The organism is Xanthomonas sp. GW (assembly GCF_014236815.1).
In the GTDB taxonomy this organism is placed as follows: Bacteria; Pseudomonadota; Gammaproteobacteria; order Xanthomonadales; family Xanthomonadaceae; genus Xanthomonas_A.
Genome location: NZ_CP051189.1, coordinates 3495888 through 3518137 on the forward strand (window position 1 = coordinate 3495888; position 22250 = coordinate 3518137).

General features: G+C 69.3%; 15 protein-coding genes and 1 pseudogene. 11 read left to right on the top strand and 5 right to left on the bottom strand.

Features of this window, described 5'->3' with window-relative positions; translation table 11 throughout:
• Positions 1–31 precede the first annotated feature (31 nt).
• The 3 genes from HEP73_RS14965 to HEP73_RS14975 all read right to left on the bottom strand — a co-directional run bounded on the left by HEP73_RS14965 (position 32) and on the right by HEP73_RS14975 (position 5578).
• On the bottom strand, positions 32–988 hold the full coding sequence (locus HEP73_RS14965; RefSeq protein WP_255423514.1) for an HDOD domain-containing protein: 957 nt from the start codon (positions 986–988) through the stop codon (positions 32–34).
• Positions 989–1248: 260 nt separating this feature from the next.
• Positions 1249–1728, bottom strand: coding sequence for a nuclear transport factor 2 family protein (locus HEP73_RS14970; RefSeq protein ID WP_185820581.1), 480 nt, complete (start codon positions 1726–1728; stop codon positions 1249–1251).
• A 163-nt stretch (positions 1729–1891) separates the two neighbouring features.
• A complete protein-coding gene (locus tag HEP73_RS14975) occupies positions 1892–5578 on the bottom strand; it encodes a methylmalonyl-CoA mutase family protein (RefSeq protein ID WP_185820582.1) in 3687 nt (1228 codons plus the stop codon).
• Between the two features lie 229 nt (positions 5579–5807).
• Here HEP73_RS14975 and HEP73_RS14980 point away from each other — a divergent pair, with 229 nt between their 5' ends.
• The 3 genes from HEP73_RS14980 (at position 5808) to HEP73_RS14990 (ending at position 8269) form a co-directional block, all read left to right on the top strand.
• Complete coding sequence (locus HEP73_RS14980; RefSeq protein ID WP_185820583.1) at positions 5808–6125, top strand: YXWGXW repeat-containing protein; 318 nt, start codon at positions 5808–5810, stop codon at positions 6123–6125.
• Positions 6126–6337: 212 nt separating this feature from the next.
• Positions 6338–6892 (top strand): hypothetical protein, encoded by a 555-nt coding sequence (locus tag HEP73_RS14985; protein ID WP_185820584.1) that lies wholly within the window; start codon positions 6338–6340, stop codon positions 6890–6892.
• Between the two features lie 276 nt (positions 6893–7168).
• On the top strand, positions 7169–8269 hold the full coding sequence (locus tag HEP73_RS14990) for a Glu/Leu/Phe/Val family dehydrogenase (protein WP_185820585.1): 1101 nt from the start codon (positions 7169–7171) through the stop codon (positions 8267–8269).
• 343 nt (positions 8270–8612) lie between these two features.
• On the opposite strand, the pseudogene HEP73_RS14995 reads toward HEP73_RS14990, so the two are convergent.
• Positions 8613–11452 (bottom strand): annotated as a pseudogene (locus tag HEP73_RS14995) (S8 family serine peptidase).
• A 205-nt stretch (positions 11453–11657) separates the two neighbouring features.
• On the opposite strand from HEP73_RS14995, the gene HEP73_RS15000 reads away from it, so the two are divergent.
• The 8 genes from HEP73_RS15000 (at position 11658) to HEP73_RS15035 (ending at position 20225) form a co-directional block, all read left to right on the top strand.
• Entirely contained in the window at positions 11658–12833 is a 1176-nt protein-coding gene (locus tag HEP73_RS15000) for a thiolase family protein (protein WP_185820586.1), read from the top strand.
• A gap of 123 nt (positions 12834–12956) precedes the next feature.
• A complete protein-coding gene (locus HEP73_RS15005) occupies positions 12957–13298 on the top strand; it encodes a hypothetical protein (protein WP_145701049.1) in 342 nt (113 codons plus the stop codon).
• A 210-nt stretch (positions 13299–13508) separates the two neighbouring features.
• The gene (locus tag HEP73_RS15010) at positions 13509–15197 is read left to right on the top strand and encodes a molecular chaperone HscC (protein WP_185820587.1); all 1689 of its coding nucleotides are present in this window, start codon (positions 13509–13511) and stop codon (positions 15195–15197) included.
• Positions 15194–16744, top strand: a complete 1551-nt coding sequence (locus HEP73_RS15015) for a J domain-containing protein (RefSeq protein ID WP_185820588.1) — start codon at positions 15194–15196, stop codon at positions 16742–16744. Before HEP73_RS15010 ends, HEP73_RS15015 begins: the two co-directional genes overlap by 4 nt.
• 90 nt (positions 16745–16834) lie before the next feature.
• Entirely contained in the window at positions 16835–17194 is a 360-nt protein-coding gene (locus HEP73_RS15020) for a hypothetical protein (protein ID WP_185820589.1), read from the top strand.
• Positions 17195–17392: 198 nt separating this feature from the next.
• The gene (locus tag HEP73_RS15025; protein WP_185813421.1) at positions 17393–19102 is read left to right on the top strand and encodes a diguanylate cyclase; all 1710 of its coding nucleotides are present in this window, start codon (positions 17393–17395) and stop codon (positions 19100–19102) included.
• Between the two features lie 212 nt (positions 19103–19314).
• A complete protein-coding gene (locus HEP73_RS15030) occupies positions 19315–19860 on the top strand; it encodes a bactofilin family protein (protein WP_185820590.1) in 546 nt (181 codons plus the stop codon).
• Positions 19857–20225, top strand: a complete 369-nt coding sequence (locus HEP73_RS15035) for a hypothetical protein (RefSeq protein ID WP_185820591.1) — start codon at positions 19857–19859, stop codon at positions 20223–20225. The genes HEP73_RS15030 and HEP73_RS15035 overlap by 4 nt, the downstream gene beginning before the upstream one ends.
• Before the next feature lie 277 nt (positions 20226–20502).
• Here the strand turns inward: HEP73_RS15035 and HEP73_RS15040 are convergent, their stop codons facing one another.
• Positions 20503–22158, bottom strand: a complete 1656-nt coding sequence (locus tag HEP73_RS15040) for an acyl-CoA dehydrogenase family protein (RefSeq protein WP_458309691.1) — start codon at positions 22156–22158, stop codon at positions 20503–20505.
• Positions 22159–22250: the final 92 nt, after the last annotated feature.

Below are 22250 nucleotides of genomic sequence, written 5' to 3' on the forward strand. Positions count from 1 at the left end.
CGGCAAGCGCGTTGATGCCACACCCAGGCGCTCAACCCGAAGCGACATCCAGCAGTTCCAGCGCCGCCTGGCGGCGCCCGATCCGCAGCGAACGCCCCAAGGAACTCAACGCATGCGGCTCGACATGCTTGTGTTGTTCGTCGAGAGCGTGTTGCATGCGCTCCGACAGCGCCCAGTCCTGCGAGATGGCCTGCGCCACCCGCGCCGTCCAGTCTCGCAGCAACTCGGCCAGCATCCCTGCATCGGGTACGAGTCCTGGCTGTTTCGCATACGCATCGCGTACCACCTGCACCACCGCGACCGTGCCCAACCCATACAACAGCGCCGGCAGCTGTGCCGCGGCGGGATCCTCGCGCGTTGCATCCTCGGCATGGCGCGCCGTGGCCTTGGCCGACAGCAAGCTGTGCTCCCACAGCAGCGCCGCGCAGCGGCCGAACGGGCTGCCGTCATCGGCGATGACCGGCTGCAGCAGCGCGGCCAGCACGATCTGGCGCAGGCCTTCGGTGCCGAGCAAGGCCACCGCGCGCTCCAGGTTCTCGATCGGCTCGGCGTGGCGGCGGTACGCGGCACTGTTGGCGATGCGCAGCAGATTGCCGGCCAGCGCCGGATCCTGGCCGAGAATCGCGGCGATGGCCTGGGCGCCCACATCGGGATCGTTGATTGCGCGGGTCAGCTGCGGCAACAACTGCGGGCGGCGCGGCGTATAGCGCGGATGCGCATCGATGCGCGCCAGGACCGCGACGGCCGCCGCGGCAATCTCGGCCTGCCCGGCACGCGACGCCGCGCTCGGTTCGGGCGCAGGCACGCCGGCGAACGCCAGCGCGTACAGGCGCAGCAACAGCGCGGATTCCTGCTCTGCGGAAAGTTCAGCGGCAGCGGCGGCCACGTCCTGCCCCGGCTCCGCCGCGATCGCCGCATCCGTGCCGGCGTCTTCGGTGGCGGCACGGTGCGCAGACGCCGCGGCTGTTCGCGCAACGGCGATCGGCACCACAGGTCCACGCGGGCGCCCACGGCGCCACATCCAGCCGCCGATGCCCAGCAGCAACACGACGGCAACGCCTGCAATCCAAATCGACGGCACCATCATCGGCATCCGCAAGGTCGCCAGATCCCCCACCCGGCTGGAAGCGCAGCCATGGCCAGGCGCGCCACGCCATTCAAGCATGGCGCGCAGATTCCTGCTTGAACGGCGGCGCCGGCCTGCACGCGAAGCCGCAGCGACTGCGCGGTGCCGGCGCCCTTGCACGCTCAGGGCGCCGGCGCAGCCGCCGCGCGATGCCCGTAGCTGAGCACCCGCGTCAGCTTCCAGCCGTCCTGGTCCTGGCGCCACACCATCACGAACTTGGCGATGCCCTCGCAACGCCCGCTGGCCAGTTCGCAGAAGCGGTGCTCGCCTTCCTCGATCGCACCGAAGTCCTTGACCGGGTAGACCCGCAGCGTGCCGTCCACCAATTCGCGGCGCACCTTGCCGCAGATCCACTTGCGCGTGTTGTCCACCACGGTCTTGCGGTCCCAGCTTGCCCCGCCAGTGTCGTGATAGAACTCCACGTCGGGCACGAACAGCTGCTCGAACGCCGCCATGTCGCAGCGGTTGTAGGCGCCGAACAGGCGCTGGTCCAGTGCGGCGACCGTGTCGAACAGCGGCCCCGCAGTGCCGTCCTCGGCCGGCGCCGCGGCCCGCGCGGTCGCCGCGCAAGCCAGCAGCAGTAGCGATCCCCAAATCTTCATCCGCCACACCCCCAGTCGTCGATGCGCAACTATGCGTCTCCCCAGGCCGCGACCGCAATGGCGCCAGGCGCATGCCGCAGGCAACGCGCTGCGCGGTGGCAAACGCAGACATCATGGCTGCAGGCACCCTCAGCGCACGCGCCACAGCCGGCGTGGCCGGCGGCTACATGTTGCGCCGGTACTCCCCGCCCACTTCGTACAGCGCGTGGCTGATCTGCCCCAGGCTGTGGGTCTTCACCGCCTGCATCAGCGCGGCGAAGACGTTGCGGCGCTCGCGCGCGGCACGCTGCAGATAGCCGAGGCCCACCGCATCGCCGGGAGTAGGCGCGCCGGTAGCTTCGCCCGGTTCCGCTGGCAGCGGCTGCGACGGCGCAATGCCGTTGCGGCGCTGCTGCCAGTCGCGCACGTTGGCGATCTGCTGGCCCTTTTCCTCCTCGGTGGAGCGGATCAGCTCGATCTGGGTCGCGGTCTCGCCGGCGTGCTGCTTGGGCAGGAAGGTATTGACCCCGACCAGCGGCAGGCTGCCGTCGTGCTTCTTGTGCTCGTAGTACAGGCTCTCTTCCTGGATCTTGCCGCGCTGGTACATGGTGTCCATCGCGCCGAGCACGCCGCCGCGCTCGCTGATCGCCTCGAATTCCCTGTACACCGCCTCCTCCACCAGGTCGGTGAGCTGTTCGACGATGAAGCTGCCCTGCCACGGGTTCTCGCAGAAGTTCAGCCCCAGCTCCTTGTTGATGATCATCTGGATCGCCACCGCGCGGCGCACGCTTTCCTCGGTCGGCGTGGTGATCGCCTCGTCGTAGGCGTTGGTGTGCAGGCTGTTGCAGTTGTCGAACAGCGCGTACAGCGCCTGCAGCGTGGTGCGGATGTCGTTGAACTGGATCTCCTGCGCATGCAGCGATCGGCCGGAGGTCTGGATGTGGTACTTCATCATCTGGCTGCGTTCGTTGCCGCCGTAGCGCTCGCGCATCGCCCGCGCCCAGATGCGCCGCGCCACGCGGCCGATCGCGGTGTACTCCGGGTCCATGCCGTTGCTGAAGAAGAAGCTCAGGTTGGGCGCGAAATCGTCGATGCGCATGCCGCGCGCCAGGTAGTACTCGACGATGGTGAAACCGTTGCTCAGGGTGAAGGCGAGCTGGCTGATCGGGTTCGCCCCGGCCTCGGCGATGTGATAGCCGGAGATCGACACCGAATAGAAGTTGCGCACTTTCTGCTCGACGAAATACTGCTGGATGTCGCCCATCATGCGCAGCGCGAACTCGGTGCTGAAGATGCAGGTGTTCTGCGCCTGGTCCTCCTTGAGGATGTCGGCCTGCACCGTGCCGCGCACGCTGGACAGGGTCTGCGCCTTGATCTGCGCATAGGTCTGCGCGTCGACCAATTGATCGCCGCTGACCCCGAGCAAGGCCAGGCCCAGGCCGTCGTTGGTCGGCGGCAGTTCGCCGTGATAACGCGGCCGCTGCCGGCCTTCGAACAAGGCCTCCAGGGCCTGCTCGGCCTGCGCCCAACGCTGCGCATCGGCCTTGAGGTATTTCTCCACCTGCTGGTCGATGGCGGTGTTCATGAACATCGCCAGGATCATCGGCGCTGGGCCATTGATGGTCATCGACACGCTGGTGGTCGGCGCGCACAGGTCGAAGCCGGAGTACAGCTTCTTCATGTCGTCCAGGGTGGGAATATTGACCCCGGAATTGCCGATCTTGCCGTAGATGTCCGGGCGCGGCGCCGGATCCTCGCCGTACAGGGTGACGCTGTCGAAGGCGGTGGACAGGCGCGCGGCCGGCTGGCCCACGCTCAGGTAGTGGAAGCGGCGGTTGGTGCGCTCCGGCGTGCCCTCGCCGGCGAACATGCGGATCGGGTCCTCGCCGGCGCGCCGGTACGGATAGACGCCGCCGGTATAGGGATAGCTGCCGGGCAGGTTCTCCTTGCCGAGAAAGCGCAGCAGTTCGCCCCAGCTCCTGTAGCGCGGCGCGGCGATCTTCGGGATCGGCTGGTGGCTCAGCGACTGGCGGTAGTTCTCCACGCGGATCGCCTTGCCGCGCACTTCGTACTCGGTGACTTCGTCGGTGATCGACTTCAGCCGCTGCGGCCACTCGCGCAGCAATTTCAGCGATTCGCTGGACAGCGTCTGCAGCGCATCGTTGTAGCGCTGGCGCAGCAGCAGCAAGGTCGCATCGACGGCCGCACCGGCCATGGCGGGCGCGTCCGCGCTGCGGGCGGTCGGCTGCAATTCCTCGACTGCATAAAGCTCCAGCTGCTTCGGCAACTGCGGGTCTTGCAGTTCCTGCAACGACTGCCAGAACGATTGCGCGCGATCCGCGGCCTCGGCCTGGCGCTCGATGCCGGCGTTGAGCGCGCGGCCCTGTTCGGCGATCTCGGCCAGGTAGCGCACGCGCGCGCCGGGGATCAGCACGGTAGCGCGCGGCTCCTTCAGCGTGGTGTCCAGTTGTGGCTGGAAATCGCAATGCGGCGACGGCGCGGCGTGGCGGGCGGCGGCGGTCATTTCGGCTTCGGGATCGGATACCTCGAGGCCCAGCTTCGCGCGCAACAGCCGGCACAGGTTGACGAACATCCAGCTGATGCCGGGATCGTTGAACTGGCTGGCGATGGTCGGATACACCGGCACCGCCTCGTCCTCGAGCTGGAACGCGACGCGGTTGCGCCGCCACTGCTTGCGCACGTCGCGCAACGCGTCCTCGGCGCCGCGCCGGTCGTACTTGTTCAGCACCACCAGTTCGGCGAAGTCGAGCATGTCGATCTTCTCCAGCTGGCTTGGCGCGCCGTAATCGCTGGTCATCACGTACACCGGGAAATCGACCAGGTCGACGATCTCCGAATCGCTCTGGCCGATGCCGGCGGTCTCCACGATCACCAGGTCGTAGCCGATGCCTTTAAGGAACGCGATGCAGTCCCTCAGCACCCGGTTGGTGGCCGCATGCTGGCGCCGCGTGGCCATCGAGCGCATGTACACGCGTGGGCTGCGCAAGGCGTTCATGCGAATGCGGTCGCCGAGCAGCGCGCCACCGGTGCGGCGCCGGCTCGGGTCCACCGACACCACCGCGATGCGCATCTGCGGGAAGCCGGCCAGGAAGCGGTTGAGCAATTCGTCGGTGACCGACGACTTGCCGGCGCCGCCGGTGCCGGTCAGGCCGAGCACCGGCGCTGGGCGCCTGGTGCGGGACTCGGGACTGGGGACGCGGGACTCGGAAGTGCCCGACAGGCCGGATTGCCACTGCTTGCGCAGCAGGGCCAACTCGGATTCGGAGAACGCGCCATCCTCGAGCGCCGACAACACCTTGCCGATTCCGATCTCGTCGTCGATGTGCGGCAGCGAGGCGCCGGCTTGTCCCGGGTCCCGAGTCCCGGGTCCCGAGTCCCGCGAAAATCCCGAGTCTCGCGCGCGCGAAGCGCGCGCCACCACGTCCTCGATCATCTCCACCAGGCCCATCTTCATGCCGTCGTTGGGGTGGTAGATGCGCTCCACGCCGTAGGCCTGCAGCTCGGCGATCTCCTCCGGGGTGATGGTGCCGCCACCGCCGCCGAACACCCGCACATGGCCGGCGCCGCGTTCGCGCAGCATGTCCACCATGTACTTGAAATACTCGACATGGCCGCCCTGGTAGGACGACAGCGCGATCGCGTCGGCGTCCTCCTGCAACGCCGCGCGCACCACGTCCTCGACGCTGCGGTTGTGGCCGAGATGGATCACCTCCGCACCCTGCGCCTGGATCAACCGCCGCATGATGTTGATCGCCGCATCGTGGCCGTCGAACAGGCTGGCAGCGGTGACGAAGCGCAGCGGGCTGGTGTCGGCTTGCGGCAGCGGCACGCGGGACGCGGGAATGCTCATCGAGAAGACATCGGCAAGAGAATGCCGCAATTCTAGGCGCGCAGAGCAGCCTGGGCAGGTTGCGCTGCAACATGCGGCGAGCGGCGCGCTGGCGATGAAGGTGCCGCCGGACGCTGTGGCGAGCTTAGCTATCCGAGACATGAATGCGGCAACGCGATGCGTCAACAGCGGCGGCGCCTGCCGCGTTTGCGTTGACGTCGGCACACCGCCGATGTCCCTGGAGAATCGCATGTCCATTCGTCCCTTGTTGCTGGCCTCCCTGCTCGGCAGCGCGCTCGCCGGCGGCATGCTGGCCGCGCCCGCGCAGGCGCGCTCGGTGGTGGAACTGTCGGTGCAGACCGCACCGCCGCCGCCGCGCTTCGAACGCGTGGTGGTGCGGCCGGGCTACGTCTGGGCACCGGGCTACTGGCATTGGAACGGCCGCCGCCATGTCTGGGTCGCCGGCCGCTACGTGGCCGCACGCCCGGGCTATGTCTATGTCGGCCCACGCTGGGAGCATCGCGGCCCCGCCTACCGCTTCCACGGCGGCTATTGGGTGCATCGCTAGGCCGCGGTCTGGCGGCGCGGCACGGTCCGCGCCGCCAATGCTGCGCGGCGTCGTGACCGTCTTCATCGCGCTTTGCGATAGTGCGCGAACCACGGCATCCGCCGGCTCCCGAGAGAACGCATGATCAGGCATTCGCTGTCGCGTGCGTTCCCGCCGTCGTCGCCGGTGCCAGCCTTCCGTGGCGCGGGCTGTCTGCGCATGGCGTCCTAGCGATGCCGTCGCGCGTCCCGCCAGGCACCTATGCGATCGCCATCACCGTGCTGGCGGTGGCGATCGCCAGCGTCGCTGCGTGGCGCGAACGTCCCACCGACGCAGCCTCGCACCGCGGACTCGGCGACGCCATCGACGCTACAGCGAGGACAGTCGCGGCACGCAAACGCACCGCCACGCCTATCGCCAGCGCGCCGGCTGCGCCGCGCGCCGCCGCGACCATCGATGAACCTCGCTTCGACCAGCAAGGCCGTCTGCTGCCGGATCCGGCATTGCGGCGCTACCTAGACCGCCATCTGACGGCAGTGGATGCACAGGCCGTGGCGACGCAGCGCCAGGGCCTGGCGCGCGACCTGGCCGCGATGCCCGCCGCGCAGGCGGGTCAGATCCTTGCCTGGTTCGATCGCTACGCCGCCTATCTGCAGGCCGAAGCGGCAGGCGCGCCGCACGGCATCGACCAGGAACAGCAAGCGCAGCAGACCCGCGCACTGCGCGAACGCCTGCTCGGACCGCAAGCGGCCAGCACCCTCTTCGCCGACGAGACCGGCACGCGCTGAACGGCGCAGCGATCGGCGCCGGGTGGAGAAAGATGCCCTCCGCAGCGCGCCCCGGCGTCATCGGAGCGTCGCAGCCGGCACCGAGATGCCTATGCTGCGCGGGTCTGCAGAGTCCGCCCGCAGAGTGCACGGTCCGCAGGCAATTGCTTTAAAATGCGCCTATCGCGACGATCAGGACCCGTTCCGGAACCCGTCGCGTTTTTCGTTTTGCGCACCCTCACTAGGCAAGTTCCTGGAACCAAGGTGTCCTACACCTGCAACGCCAGCGGAGCCCCCATGCTTTTCGAAACGCTAGCCACCACCGGCCACGAACAAGTCATCTTCTGCAACAACCGCGACGTGGGCCTGCAGGCGATCATCGCCATCCACAACACCGTGCTCGGCCCCGCGCTGGGTGGCGTGCGCATGCGCCCCTATCCCAACACCGAGGCCGCGCTGCACGACGCGCTGCGGCTCAGCCGCACCATGACCTACAAGAACGCGCTGGCCGGGCTGAACATCGGCGGCGGCAAGGCGGTGATCATCGGCGATCCCAAGGCCGACAAGGCCGAGGCCCTGTTCCGCGCGTTCGGCCGCTACGTGGATTCGCTGGGCGGGCGCTACATCACCGCCGAGGACGTCGGCACCGACGTCAACGACATGGAACAGATCTACCTGGAGACCGAATACGTCACCGGCGTGCACCAGGTGCACGGCGGCTCCGGCGATCCGGCCCCGTTCACCGCCTATGGCGCGCTGCAGGCGCTGATGGCTTCGCTGCAGCGCAAGCTCGGCCACGAGGAGATCGGCAAGACCAGCATCGCCGTGCAGGGCCTGGGCCACATCGGCATGGAGCTGGTGAAGCTGCTGAAGGAGCGCGGCGCCAAGCTGTACGTCACCGACCTGGACCAGACGCTGGTGGAACGCGCGGTCGCCGAATACGGCGCCGAGGCGGTCAAGCCGGACGAGATCTACGACGTGGCCGCCGATGTGCTGGCGCCGTGCGCGCTGGAAAGCGCGATCGACGAAGCCACCCTGCCGCGACTGAAGGCGAAGATCATCTGCGGCACCGCCAACAACCAGCTGGCCAACGCCGCAGTGGGCGAAGAATTGCATCGCCGCGGCATCCTCTACGCCCCGGACTATGCGGTCAACGCAGGCGGGGTGATGAACGTGTCGCTGGAGATCGACGGCTACAACCGCGAACGCGCGATGCGCCTGATCCGCAGCCTGTACCACAACCTCGGCAAGATCTTCGACCTGTCCGAGCGCGACAACATTCCGCCGCAACAGGCCGCCGACCGCATCGCCGAAGCGCGCATGCACGCCATCGGCAAGCTCAAGCTGCCGCTGGGCCGCACCGCCCCGCGCTCGATGGGGCATCTGCGCGGCGAGTAGGCGAGCCAACAACAGAACTCCCGACGCGCAGCGCGTCGGGACTCAAGTCCCTCCCACAAAAGCCGGCACGCCATCGGCAGCCAAATGCCCCTGTAGGAGCGGCTTCAGCCGCGACAAGCGAAGAGGAAAACCTGACGCTGCCTCGGCACGTCAGCCGCAGCCTCCTCCACGAATCAAGAGCACCTGCCGACGATAAGCCGGCACCGCATCGACTGGCCCAAGCGCCCCTGTAGGAGCGGCTTCAGCCGCGACAGGCGAAGAGGGAAACCTGACGCTGCCTCGGCACGTCGGCGCCGAAGCCGCTTCTGTAAATCAAGCGCGGGCGCACCAGGCCCGCACAGCATCAGAACCCCAACCGATACCGCAGCGACATCGCACGATCGTCGCCGCGCGGGCCGAAGCGCCGGTCGTAGCCGATGCCCAGCGCGCTGCTGCCCCAGCGCCGGTCCAGGCTCGCGCCGAACAGCCCGCCCGAACGCGCCGGCTGCAGATCCACCAGCGGCGCCCAGGCGTCCACGCCGACGAAGCTGGCCTGGCGCTGCAGTCCTTGCGCGGCCAGGGTCTGCTGCCATTCGGCATAGCCCTGCAGCGACCAGCCGCGCCCGCCGTAGCCGGCACGCAGACCGGCCAACGCCTGACTGCGCGAAGAGGACGCGGCCGCGGCCATCAGCCCGAAGCCGTCGCCGCCCTGCTCGCGGAAGCCGTCGCTATCGATGCGGCTGTAGTCGGCGCCCGCGTACGGAGTCAGCGACGCCTTGCCGCGCCCGAAGCGATAGCCGACTTCGACGCTGCTTGACAGGAAGCGTCCGGCGTAGCGGCTGGACGCGTCGGCGACGCTATCGCCGAGCAGCAGGCTGCGGTCGAGCTGGCGCCGGTACTGCCCGCTGCCCAGCTGCGCCAGCGCGTAGGCATTGCCGCCAACCGCGCCGAGATAAGCCTGGCCCTGCACCTGGCGGTCGCGGCTGTGGTCCAGGCCGCCGTCGCCGCCACCGTCGGCGCGGCTCTCGCCGAAGGCGAAACCGGCCACGCCGTGCTCGCCCAGGCGCAGGTCCTGGCCCATCATCCAGCCGTCGAGCTGGAACTGGCTGCCGGCGAAGCTGCCCTGCCCGGTGTCGCCCAGGCGCTGGCTCCACGCGCCGATCGCGCGCGGCTGCGCGACCAGGCTGTCGAAGCGGCCGGACAGCGCGCGCCGCTGCAAGTCGATGCTGTCGAAGGTCATCGCGGTGGCCGCCGCATGCGCTTCGCCGGACAGGCTGCGCAGCGTCGCCGCCGCGGCGGCCGCGCTCGGCGATTGCTGCACCGCGCCGGCCGCCTTCAGCAGCGACGCATCGACCGTCGCCGGATCCCGGCTCAGTTGCGCATCCAGTTGCGCGAACGCCGCATCCACCCGCGTGGCGGAGGCGAGCGTGGCCGCGGTGATGCTGCCGAAACTCGCCGCCGTGGCGGTGACGCTGAGCGCCTGCACGGTGATCGACGCGCTGGTGCTGTCGTAGGCCAGCGACGAGGTCAGGAACACGTTCGACGGCGTGGTCACCGAGGCGAACGTGCCACTCAGTCCGCCGCTGGTGTCGAGCACCTTGTAGGCGGTGTTGTTGACCACGTAGTCGCGCTTGCCGAGCACGTACAGCGAGCCGCCCTGCAGCGTCGCCGTACCGGTCACCGAGAGCTTGTCGCCGACCAGCAACGCCAGCCGGCCGTTGCTGTCCTGCACGTAGTTGCCGCTCAGGCTCAGCGCCGCGGCACCGACCTGGAAGGTGCCGGAATTGCTGACGTTGCCGCGCAGCGGCCCGGTGCCGATGAAGGTGGCGCCATTGCTGATCGCCACGTTGGAGCCGCCCAGGCTGGCCGCGCTGAGCGTGCCGGCCTGCACCTGGGTCGTGCCGCTGTAGCTGTTCTGGGTGCCGCTCAGGGTCAAGGTGCCGCTGCCCTGCTTGACCAGGCCGCCGCTGCCGGCGATGTCGTTGGCCCAGGTCGAGCTGCCGCTGAAGGACACGCTGACGTCGCCCCAGTCGAACCTGGCCGGCCCCAGCACCGCCTTGCCGACGTTGAGCAGGCCGTAGCCGAAGGTGGCATCCACCCCGGGCGTGCCCAGGTCGGTGGCGGTGCCGAGCAGGGTCTGCCGCAGCAGGTCGTTGCTGAAGTAGGGAAACGCCTGCCACACCAGCGCCGCGGCGCCCGAGACCAACGGCGCCGCGTACGACGTACCGCTGCCGTAGTAATAGTCAGGATTGGCGGTGGCGGTGGTCGCCTTGGGATCGACGAACACTTCCGTGCCCGGCGCCACCAGGCAGTAATGCATGGCCACGCCGCAGGCGTTGGAGTACGACTCCAGCTTGGTCCCGGTGCTCGCATCCACCGCGGCCACCACCAGCCAGCCGCGCTCCAGGTCCGCCGCCGGGCGGCTGCCGCCGGGGCCGGGCTGGCTGGGCAGCGCGGCGACATCCGACGGATCGGCCTTGGCTTCGTTGCCGGCGGCGAACACCACCAGCCCGCCATTGCTCAGCACGAACGGGCGGTATTCGTTGGCGATGGCGTTGGTCGCGGTCGGATCGGTCCAGTAGATGCCGCCCCAGGAATTGTTCATCACCTTGACCCCGGCGTTGATCAGGTCCTGGTGGACGGAGGCCAGGCCCAGCGCGCCGCTGGCCTGGTTGCCCTCGCCGCTGCCGTCGTCGTCGGGCGAGGTGTCGCTGATGATGCGCGCCGACACGATCTGCGCGCCGGGCGCGATGCCGCCGGGCCACGCGCCCACCGCCTTGCCCGCGGCCAGCTGCGCGACCGTGGTGCCGTGGCCGTCGACATCGTCGACGTTGACGTTGTTCTTGGCCGGATCGACATAGATCAGGTTGGACACCACGCGTCCGGCCAGGGCCGGGTGGTTGCGGTTCACGCCGGTGTCGACCACGCCGATGCGATAGCCGCTGCCGTCGTAGCCGGCGTTGTGCGCGGCCAGCGTGTTGGTCAGCGCCAGATGCGCGTCGAACGCCGGCTGCGGCGGTGGCGGCGAGGTCGGCGGCGAGGTGGGGGGAGAGGTCGGCGGCGGCGGTGGCGGGGTGAGCTCGGCGGCGGCGAGGTCGGCGGCGGATCGCTGCGGGTCAGCCCGCCACCGCCGCCACCGCCGCACGAGGTCAACGCCATCGCCAGTGCGGTCGCCAGCAGCGACCGGGCCATCAACTTCCGCATGATCTCTCTCCGAAGATAAGCACACCGGCCAAGTCGGCAGGCAACGTTGCGTTAGCGGCCGCAAACAGGCGGCCTGAATTGGCATGAATCTACACCGGAATCCACATCGACAATCTACGCCGCCACGATCCTGCCAACGCGCCGCGATTGGCAGAAGTCGCCCCGAGGCAGATAATCGGCGACTAATCTTTCGTAAGGGTTTGCCATGACCGAGATCGTCATCGCCGCGGCCAAGCGCACCGCCATCGGCGCCTTCCTGGGCCAGTTCAACGGCGTGCCCACGCCGGAACTCGGCGCCGCGGCCATCCGCGCCGCGCTGGAGCAGTCCGGCATCCCCGCCGCCGACGTGTCGGAAGTGATCATGGGCTGTGTGCTGCCGGCCAACCTCGGCCAGGCGCCGGCGCGCCAGGCCGCGCGCGCCGCCGGCGTGCCCGACGCCACCGGCGCCACCACGATCAACAAGGTGTGCGGGTCGGGCATGAAGGCGATCATGCTCGGCCACGACCTGATCAAGGCCGGCTCGGCCAGCATCGTCGTCGCCGGCGGCATGGAATCGATGAGCAACGCCCCGCACCTGCTGCCGAATTCGCGCACTGGCAACCGCTACGGCAACTTCCAGGCGGTCGACCACATGGCCTGGGACGGCTTGACCAATCCCGACGACGGCCAGGCCATGGGCGTGTTCGGCGAGGCCACCGCGGAGAAGTTCGGCTTCAGCCGCCAGGACCAGGACGCCTACGCGATCGAGTCGGTGACGCGTGCGCAGGCCGCGCAGCGCGATGGCGCGTTCGACGCGGAGATCGTTCCGGTGCGCGTGGCCACCCGCAAGGGCGAGGCGGTGTTCGCCAGCGACGAGCAACCGGGCAAGTCCGACATCGCCAAGATCCCCACGCTGAAACCGGCATTCAAGAAGGATGGCACGGTCACCGCCGCCAGCTCCTCCAGCATCTCCGACGGCGCCGCCGCCACGGTACTGCTCAGCGCCGACGACGCGGCCCGCCGCGGCGTGGTGCCGCTGGCGCGGATCGCCGGCCACGCGACGTTCTCGCAGGCGCCGGAGTGGTTCACCACCGCCCCGGTCGGCGCGATCAAGAAGCTGCTCGAGCAGGTCGGCTGGAGCCTGGACCAGGTCGACCTGTTCGAAATCAACGAAGCGTTCGCGGTGGTGCCGATGGTGCCGATCAAGGAACTGGGACTGGACCCGGCCAAGGTCAACGTCAACGGCGGCGCCTGCGCGCTCGGCCATCCGATCGGCGCATCCGGCGCGCGACTGGTGGTGACATTGCTAAACGCGTTGCGCACGCGCGGCGGACGCCGCGGAATCGCAACCCTGTGCATCGGTGGCGGCGAGGCGACAGCGGTCGCCATCGAATTGATTTGATTGGAATTAACCCTTAAAACACAAAAATGAATGCGCGTGCGCTTGACAGCCGACTTTGGCTTGTCATCATGTTGAGGGCGCGCAATAGCGCGTTGCCTAACTAAACGACGAGGATAGACACACATGAGCATCAACAAGCTGCTGATCGCAATGGCCCTGGGCCTGGCCCTGGCCGCATGCTCGAAGCAGGAGCAGGCGCAGGACGCCGCTGCTTCGGCTAACGAAGCCGCCACCGACGCGCAGGCTGCTGCCGACCAGGCTTCGGCCGCCGGTGCCGCCACCGCCGATTCCGCCCAGGCTGCTGCCGACACGGCCGCTACCGCTGCCAACACCGCTGCCGACGCTTCGCAGGCCGCCGCCGCTGCCCCGACCGATGCCGCTGCCGACAAGGCTGCCGACACCGCCAAGGCTGCTGACGACACCGCCGACAAGGCCAAGGACGCTGCCGAAGAAGCCAAGAAGTAATAACTTCTCGCTTCAGGCACGTCTGAAGAAGCCGCTGGTTCGCCAGCGGCTTTTTCTTTGCCCGCGATTTACCCAAGCGCATGCGCGACATCGGCGTTGCGCGCTGCGCCGGGCTTTCGGCCGACGCTATCATTGGCGAGCGCGAGCGCCTGGCCGGCGCCATCGGCGCCGCCACTGCCCGGCCGTATTTCTTTCGCAACGGACTTGCCAATGATCGTCGGTATCGACCTCGGCACCACCCATTCCCTGATCGGCGCCTACTTCGAGCAAGGCAGCCGCTTGTTTCCCAACGCGCTCGGCGAGTTGCTGACCCCGTCGGTGGTCAGCGTCGACGACAGCGGCATCCTGGTCGGCCAGGCCGCACGCGAACGCCTGGTCAGCCACCCGCAGCGCAGCGTGGCGGCGTTCAAGCGCTGGATGGGCAGCGACCGCGAGACCGTGCTGGGCGAACATCGCTTCCGCCCGGAAGAACTGTCGGCGATGGTGCTGCGCTCGTTGCTGGCCGATGCCGAAGCCGCACTCGGCGAAAAAGTGCATGAAGCGGTCATCAGCGTGCCGGCGTATTTCTCCGATGCCCAGCGCAAGGCCACCCGCGCGGCCGGCGAACTGGCCGGCATCCGCGTCGAGCGGCTGATCAACGAACCCACCGCGGCCGCCCTCGCCTACGGCCTGCAGGAACGCCAGGGCCATGGCCGCTTCCTGGTGCTGGACCTGGGCGGCGGCACCTTCGACGTGTCGATCCTGGAGATGTTCGAAGGCGTCATCGAGGTCCACGCCAGCGCCGGCGACAACTTCCTCGGCGGCGAGGATTTCCTGGAACTGCTGCTGCAGGCCTTCCTGGCCGACCATGCGCTCGCGCCGCAGGCGCTGAGCGTGCAGGAAAGCGGCCAGCTGCGGCGGCGGCTGGAAGCGGCCAAGCGCGCGCTGTCCAACGGCCAGGAAGCGACCGTGCAGATCGGCGTGGCCGGCCAGGCGCTGCACTGGACACTGCACGAGGAACGCTTCAACCGTCTGGCCGAACCGCTGGTGCAGCGCATGCGCGCGCCGCTGGAACGGGCGATGCGCGATGCGCGGCTGCAGCCGGCGCAGCTGGACGAGATCGTGCTGGTCGGCGGCGCGACGCGGATGCCGCTGGTCGCCAAGCTGGTCACGCGCATGTTCGGGCGGCTGCCGATGCGCCACATCAATCCCGACCAGGCGGTGGCGCTGGGCGCGGCGGTGGCGGCCGGAATGAAGGCGCGCAATGCCGCGCTGGAAGAAGTGATCCTCACCGACGTGTGCCCGTATACGCTCGGTACCGAAGTCGCCGCGCGCGACGCGCACGGCCAGCTGCGCACCGGCCTGTTCCATCCGATCATCCAGCGCAACAGCACCGTGCCGATCAGCCGCGAGGACAGCTTCTATCCGGTCCACGACGAGCAGGAACACCTGGTGATCGACGTCTACCAGGGCGAGAGCCCGCTGGTGGCCAAGAACATCAAGCTCGGCGAACTGCGGGTGCCGCTGCCCAAACACCTGCCCACTGCCGAGAAAGGCGTCACCACCCGCTTCACCTACGACAACAACGGCCTGCTGCAGGTGGAAGTGACAGAGCACCATAGCGGCCTCAAGCACGAACTGATCCTGGAGCAGAATCCCGGCCTGCTCGGCGCCGAGCAGATCCGCGAACGGCTGGCCGCGTTGCAGGCGCTGAAGATCCATCCGCGCGAACAGCAGGACAACCTGAGCCTGCTGGCGCGCGCCGAACGCATGTACGAGGAATACCTGGACCTGCGCGAACAGATCCAGGCCTGGATCGTCGCCTTCCGCGGCGCGCTCGACACCCAGGACCTGCGCCTGATCGACGATCATCGCCGACAGCTCGGCGAGGCGCTGGACGCATTGGAGCGTCGCGCTTGAACTGGGCGTTGCGGTGGCTGCAACTGCCGCCGGATGCCGACGAAACCGCGATCAAGCGCAGCTACGCCAAGCTGCTGCGCCAGCATCGCCCGGATACCGACCCGGAAGGTTTCCAGCAATTGCACGCGGCGTACCAGGCCGCGCTGGCCTGGGCACGAACCCGCGGCGCCGATGCCGATGCCGATGCCGATGCCGATGACGATGCCGATGACGTTGAAGACGACGCTGCTCGCGCCGCTGCGGAAGCCGCGACCGTTGCTGGCGACCTCGGCGATGGCGATGGCGATGGCGACGATCGTAGCGACGCGCAGCCGACTCCGGCAGCGGCGTCCGCCACGCACGGCGATTTCCTCGACGGCCACCGGCCACGCCACGAGACCGAGGGTGACGCCCCACACCCGACGCAGCACCCGCCGACGCCAGCGCCGCAGGTCGACGCGGCTACGCCGCCGCCGTGCGACCCCGAAGCGCTGTGCGACGATCTCCTCGCCGTGGCCACGCGCGCCGAGCCGCAGGCGCTGCAGCAGTGGCTGGAAGGTCAACCTACGCTGTGGTCGCTACGCGACAAGGCGCAGGTCGGCTGGCTGTTGAGCCATCGATTGCAGCAGCGACTGCCACCAATCCAGCGCGACAATTTCGCGATCCTGCTCGGCTTCTTCGGCCTGGACGACATCGCCGCCGGCCCCGCGGCGCAGGCCTTGCCGATGCTGCAGGAGCGCCTGCACCTGGCCTGGGAAATGCAGCCGGCAAACGCCGAGGCATTGGCTCGGCGGGTGTATCCCGCCACCGCCGACGAATATCGGGTGCCCGCGCTGATGCGCCAGCTGACGCGTCCGTTTGCGCTGCCGCAGGCGCTGTGGGCGAGCCTGATGCCGGGGCGGCCGCTGGCGCTGCGCCGATTGCTGCTGCGCCTGGATCAGGGCCGTCTGCACACCCTACCCGCACCGGTGGACCCGCAACAGATCGATTTCTGGATGAGCGCCAGCGAGGCCGGCTACCTGACCCGGGCGCGGCTCTCGGTCGGCCTGCTGCGTTGCGCCGTCACCGCGCTGCTGGTGGCCAGTGTGGTGCTGCTGGCGAGCGCCGCCAGCACCTGGTCGCCGGATCCGGTGCCGATGACCTTCGCGCTGGCACGCAGCGGCCTGGCCGCCTTGGCGATCGTGGCGCTGTGGGCCGCGTGGCTGCTCGCCGGCACGCTGCTGCGCTGGCAGGGCGAAGCGGAGTCGGACACTCGCTCGCCGGCACCGCACTGGCTACGCTGGTCGTTCGTTCCGCTGCTGGCCGGCGTCGGCCTGGGCGTGAGCGAGATTCCCGGACAGCAGCTGGCCGGCGGCGTCATCGCCACCATCGCGTTGTTCTTGTCGATGGTGCGGCTATGGCGGCGAAGCGGGCGCGCCTACCGCCCGAACAGCACCATTCTCTGGCTGGCCTTGCTGACCCCCAGCATGGCCCAGTCGATCCCGGTCCCACTCAGCGCGGCGCTGGCGCTGGGTTTGTGGACCTGGGACCTGCTGCGCCAGCATCGGCTGCGCCGGCGAAGTTCCTGAACGCGAGCCGGTGGCGATCGTCGGCATTGACACCGGCTGCATGCGCGCCCGCCTAGGCTGCGCCGCATCAACCCGCAATGGAGAACGCGCATGAACAAGACCCCGATCGTGGCAGTGGCCCTGCTGGGCGCCCTGGCGCTGGCCGCCTGCCAAGGCCCGGAAGCGCAGCAAGCGCAGCGCGACGCCAAGGTGGCTGCGGAGCAGACCGGCGAAGCAGCCAAGGAAGCTGCCGACCAGGCCGCGCAGACCGGCCACGAAATCGCCACCGACGCCCGCGACGCGGCGCACCGCGCCGCCAACTCCGAGGCGGTGCAGGATGCCTCGGCCGCTGCCAAGGAAGCCGCGGCCGACGCCAGCGAGGCCACCGCCAGCGCGGCGCAGAAGCTCGCCGACAAGGCGCGCGAGAACGCCAACGAAGATCCGCACAACGGCGACAAAGAGACGCATTGATCGCACTCGCCCGCCGCACTCGCGCACTGCGCACGAGTGCGGCGGGTAGCGTGGCGGCGCCACGAACCGCGCCGCCACGTCCCCAGTAAAACCGGCGTTGCTGCGCCGATGTCGCAACCCGGCCGCGCCGTGGCGTGACCTACGCCACCTTTTGCACGCGAGGGTTCTGCCGATCCGGTCCCTGGTTACAATTCCCCCATGTCGACGTTCCAACGCGTGCGGATCAGAACCCGCCTAGCGCTTCTGTTCTCCGCCCTGGTCTTCGTCTCGATCGGGTTCGGGGTGTTTTCCGGCGCACAGCGTTCGATCTCCGATGCGGCGCGCGTGGCCCACACCCACCAGGTGCTGCGCAGCATCGACGAAGTGCAATCGACCCTGCTGCTGGCCGAAACCGCGGCGCGCGGCTACGAACTCACCGGCAACCAGGCCTACCTCAGCAACTACCGCGACAGCGCCGAACGCGTGCCGCGGCATCTGGCGCAGCTGCGCGGCCTGGTGGTCGACAACCCGGTACAGATCGCGAACCTGGACATCCTGCAACGCCTCGTGCAGGCGCGGCTGACGCAGATGCAGCAGATGCTCGAGATCTACCAGCGCGATGGATTGGACGCGCTGCAACGCGCGATGGCGCCGAGCGTGTTCAAGGATTCCAGCGCGATCCGCGACCACGTGCAGCAGATGACCGAGCTGGAGCAACAGCTGCTGCAGAGCCGCGACCGTTCCAACCAGCGCAGTTCCGATCTGCTGCTCGCACTGGCCCTGGCCGGGATTCCGTTCGGCCTGGGCAGCGTGGGCGTGGTCTACGCGTTGCTGTTCCGCGAATTGCGCAGCCGCAGCAACGCCGAGCAGGCCGCCTCGGTCGCCAACGAAAAGCTGGCCGCCAGTATCCGCGACCTGGAGCGCACCAGCGCCGACCTCAATGCGCTCAGCCGCTACACCGGTCTGCTGCAGAGCTGCGTGGACCCCAAGGAAGCGCTGGAGGTGACCGCGCGCATGCTCGCCGCGCTGATGCCCGACGCCGGCGGCAGCGTGTACCTGCTGCGCGCGTCGCGCGATCGCGCCGAATCCATCGTCGCCTGGGGCCAGGCGCCGGTGCGCAGCGAACCGGCGGTGGCGCCGGAGGAATGCTGGGCGCTGCGTCGCGACAAGGCGCACTTCGTGCACGCGCTGCGCCACGACTCGGCGTGCGCGCATCTGCTCGACGATCCGCAGGCGGTCGGCGCCAGCAGCGCCTGCATTCCGCTGTCCGCGCAGGGCACGCAACTGGGCTTCGTGTTCCTGGCCGGTCCTGGCCCCGGGCCGCTGCCGCGCATCGCCATCGCCGAGGCGGCCGCCGAGCAGCTGTCGCTGGCGCTGAGCAACCTGCGCCTGCGCGAATCGCTGCGCATGCAGTCGATCCGCGACCCGCTCACCGGCCTGTTCAACCGCCGCTACCTGGAGGAGTCGCTGAACCACGAACTGGCACGCTGCGCACGCCGTTCGGTGCCGCTGTCGCTGCTGATGCTGGACGTGGACCATTTCAAGCACTTCAACGACCTGCACGGCCATGGCGGCGGCGACAGCCTGCTCGCCGCGGTCGGGCAGATGCTCGCCTCGCGGCTGCGCGGCGAGGACATCGCCTGCCGCTACGGCGGCGAGGAATTCACCGTGATCCTGCCGGAAACCGGCGCGGAGGCGGCGCTGGCGATCGCCGAGCAGATCCGCAGCGCCGCGCAGCAGATGAGCACCACGCTGGACGGCAAGGCGCTGCCGGGCGTAACGCTCTCGATCGGGCTGGCCAGCTATTCGCGTGACGGCGTGGTCGCCACCACCCTGCTGCGCAAGGCCGATGCGGCGCTGTACCGGGCCAAGCGCAGCGGCCGCAACCAGGTGCAGCAGTTCGATCCGGCGCTGGACGGGATGGGCTGAGGCCAATCGCGTCCCAATGAGAAGGCGGAAGGCGCGCTGCGCCTGGCTGCCTGCCGCCCAGACCGCTGGATACGGCAAAGCGTCCCATTCGATCGCGCTGCAGGCCGTGGATCCGCTCGCGGCGGACGAAGCGCGCTTTAGCGATGGTTGTCACAAAACCTGAGCGGTAGAGCGGCGATAGTCGGCTTTCCCCCGACTGGAGACGTCTGCGCATGTCCATCTGGAAAGATCAGGGTACCCCGCGCAAGGATGGCCTGCCGCTGCCTGGCGCGCCCGGCGGCACCGCAGTGCCCGAACCACGGCCGGCCACCGAACCGGCGCTCGGCGAGTCCGCGGTCAGCGTCGCCGCGGCCGCCCCCCTCCCCGTACGCGCCGCAGCGCCGGCGGCAAAGGAGTCGCTGATCGCTGCCGACATCACCATCGAAGGCAAGATCGAAGGCACCGGCCACATCCGCATCGCCGGCAAGTTCAAGGGCGACGTCAACGTGCAGGGCGACCTGACCATCGAGACCGGGGCCAAGCTCAGCGGCGGCGTGCGCGCCAACAAGGTGATCATCGCCGGCGAGCTGGAAGGCAACATCGAATCGGCCTCGCAGGTGGAGTTGCTGGCCTCCGGCGCGCTGATCGGCGACGTCAAGGCCGGCTCGCTGACCGTGGCCTCCGGCGCGCGGATGCGCGGCCAGGCCGACTTCGGCTGGGAAGACGACAAGGGCCGCAAGGGCGGCAAGCCGACCACGGAGCCCGACGCCGGCGCATGAGCACGCCGCGTCCCGGCACCCCGGGGTCGACCCGGACCTGTCCCCACTGCAAGGCGACGATCCTGGAAAGCGCCAGCGTCTGCCCGGCCTGCAAGCACCACCTGCGCTTCGACTCGGCGGTGCTGCAGCAATCGGCGGCGACCGCGACGGTGCCGCTGCGCGTGCAAGGCACCATCCAGCATCCTGCCGACGGCACCGCGTGGGAGTACACCGTGGTGGTGACGATCCGCAACGGCCGCGGCGAGGAAATCAAGCGCCAATTGGTCGGCGTGGGCGCGATGCTGGACGGCGAGGAACGCAGCTTCACCCTGTCGGTGGAGGCGACCCAGGCCAAGGGCGGCGGCAAGCGTGGGACGCGGCATTAGCCGTACTGGCTGGCCGTACCCTCATCCGCCCCTTCGGGGCACCTTCTCCCGAGGGGAGAAGGAACAGCGGCTAGCCCCTCTCCCACCGGGAGAGGGGTTGGGGTGAGGGTACGGCGCGAAGCGTCTCGCGGAGTTTGAGTGCACGAGGCTGCGCCCGTACCCTCATCCGCCCCTTCGGGGCACCTTCTCCCGAGGGGAGAAGGAACAGCCGACTAGCCCCCTCTCCCACCGGGAGAGGGGTTGGGGTGAGGGTACGGCGCCCGCTGTCTCCCACCAATCAGGGCAACACCCGCGCCAACAGCTCCTCCACCGGCACGTCCGCGTCCAGCGTCCCGAACGCCAACCCGTGCGCGCCGGCCAGGCGACTGCGCACGAACGCATCGGCAGCGGGACTGGCGCTGCGCAACAGCAGCGCCGCCTGCAACGCCAGCGCGATGCGTTCGCTGATGCGGCGCGCGGCGTATTCGTCGACCTCGCCGTTGCCGGCCAGCGGCGCGCGCAGCGCGTCCAGCGCGGTGTCGTAGTCCGCGTTCGCACCCGCCGCGGTCTCCAACTCGGCCAGCAGCGCCGCCGCGCTGGCCGGCTCGCGCGCCAGCGCACGCAGCACGTCCAGGCACTGGATGTTGCCGCTGCCTTCCCAGATCGAATTCAGCGGCGCCTGCCGGTATAGCCGCGGCAACATCGATTCCTCGACATAACCTGCGCCGCCCAGGCATTCCTGCGCTTCGTTGACGAAGGCCGGCGCGCGTTTGCACAGCCAGTACTTGCCCAGCGCGGTGGCGATGCGCGCGAATGCGGCCTCGGCCGGATCGCGCTCGGCCGCATCCACCGCGCGCGCCACGCGCAACGCGAACACGGTGGCCGCCTCGGATTCGATCGCCAGGTCGGCGAGCACGTTGCGCATCAGCGGCTGCTCGAGCAGGCGCTTGCCGAACGCCACGCGATGCCGCGCGTGATGCAAGGCCTGCGCCAGCGCCATGCGCATCTGCGCAGCGGCGGCGAGCATGCAGTCCAGCCGGGTCAGCATCACCATGCCGATGATGCGCGCCACGCCGCGCCCTTCCGCGCCGATGCGTTGCGCCCAGGCGCCGGCGAATTCGACTTCGCTGGAGGCGTTCGACCAGTCGCCGAGCTTGTCCTTCAAGCGCATCAGCCGCAGCGCGTTGAGCCGGCCGTCGGGCAGGCGCCGTGGCAGCAGGAAGCAACTCAGCCCGCCCGGCGCCTGCGCCAGCACCAGGAAGCCATCGGACATCGGCGCGGAGAAGAACCACTTGTGCCCGACCAGCGCGTACTCGCCGTCGGCGCCCAGCGGCGTGGCGACGGTGGCGTTGCTGCGCACGTCCGAGCCGCCCTGCTTCTCGGTCATGCCCATGCCCAGGGTGATGCCGGCCTTGTCGGCGATCGGTACGTCGCGCGGGTCGTAGTGCGGCGCGGCGGCCTTGTCCGCCCAGTCGCGCAGCGCCGGTTCCTGGCGCAGCACCGCGACCGCGGCATGGGTCATCGTCAACGGACAACTGGTGCCCGCCTCGGCCTGGTGATGCAGGTAGCTCAGTGCCGCCCGCGCCACGTGCGCGCCCGGCTGCGGCGTGTGCCAGGACAGGCCGGCCACGCCGTGGGTCTTGGCCGCATCCAGCAGCTGGTGGTAGGCCGGATGGAATTCGACGGTGTCGATGCGGTGGCCGTAGCGGTCGTGCGTGCGCAACCGCGGGCGGTCGCGATTGGCATCGAAGCCGAGCCGGTACAGCGTGTCGCCGGCGAGCGCGCCGTACTGCGCCAGCTGCGCGGCAAACGCCTCGCCGCCCTCGCGCGCGACCGCGGCGCGCAGCACCGCATCGTCGCGCCACAGGTCGCGCGGCTCGAACGGCGGCGGCTGGTTGTCGACCACGTGCGTGGCGAAGGCGGGCAGATCCCGTTGCATGCATCTCCCTCCCAGAAGTGCGTGCCGCATTGTGGCCGATCCGCACACGTGCGGTGAACCGCTACGCGTGGATTCTCATCTCCTGCACAGCGCATTGGACACAGTGG

Bases quoted from the DNA above. Each gene is read 5' to 3' on its own strand.
- HEP73_RS14970 (WP_185820581.1), bottom strand. From the start codon at position 1,728: ATGAAGATTTGGGGATCGCTACTGCTGCTGGCTTGCGCGGCGACCGCG.
- HEP73_RS14975 (WP_185820582.1), bottom strand. From the start codon at position 5,578: ATGAGCATTCCCGCGTCCCGCGTGCCGCTGCCGCAAGCCGACACCAGC.
- HEP73_RS14980 (WP_185820583.1), top strand. From the start codon at position 5,808: ATGTCCATTCGTCCCTTGTTGCTGGCCTCCCTGCTCGGCAGCGCGCTC.
- HEP73_RS14985 (WP_185820584.1), top strand. From the start codon at position 6,338: ATGCCGTCGCGCGTCCCGCCAGGCACCTATGCGATCGCCATCACCGTG.
- HEP73_RS14990 (WP_185820585.1), top strand. From the start codon at position 7,169: ATGCTTTTCGAAACGCTAGCCACCACCGGCCACGAACAAGTCATCTTC.
- HEP73_RS15000 (WP_185820586.1), top strand. From the start codon at position 11,658: ATGACCGAGATCGTCATCGCCGCGGCCAAGCGCACCGCCATCGGCGCC.
- HEP73_RS15005 (WP_145701049.1), top strand. From the start codon at position 12,957: ATGAGCATCAACAAGCTGCTGATCGCAATGGCCCTGGGCCTGGCCCTG.
- HEP73_RS15010 (WP_185820587.1), top strand. From the start codon at position 13,509: ATGATCGTCGGTATCGACCTCGGCACCACCCATTCCCTGATCGGCGCC.
- HEP73_RS15020 (WP_185820589.1), top strand. From the start codon at position 16,835: ATGAACAAGACCCCGATCGTGGCAGTGGCCCTGCTGGGCGCCCTGGCG.
- HEP73_RS15025 (WP_185813421.1), top strand. From the start codon at position 17,393: ATGTCGACGTTCCAACGCGTGCGGATCAGAACCCGCCTAGCGCTTCTG.
- HEP73_RS15030 (WP_185820590.1), top strand. From the start codon at position 19,315: ATGTCCATCTGGAAAGATCAGGGTACCCCGCGCAAGGATGGCCTGCCG.
- HEP73_RS15035 (WP_185820591.1), top strand. From the start codon at position 19,857: ATGAGCACGCCGCGTCCCGGCACCCCGGGGTCGACCCGGACCTGTCCC.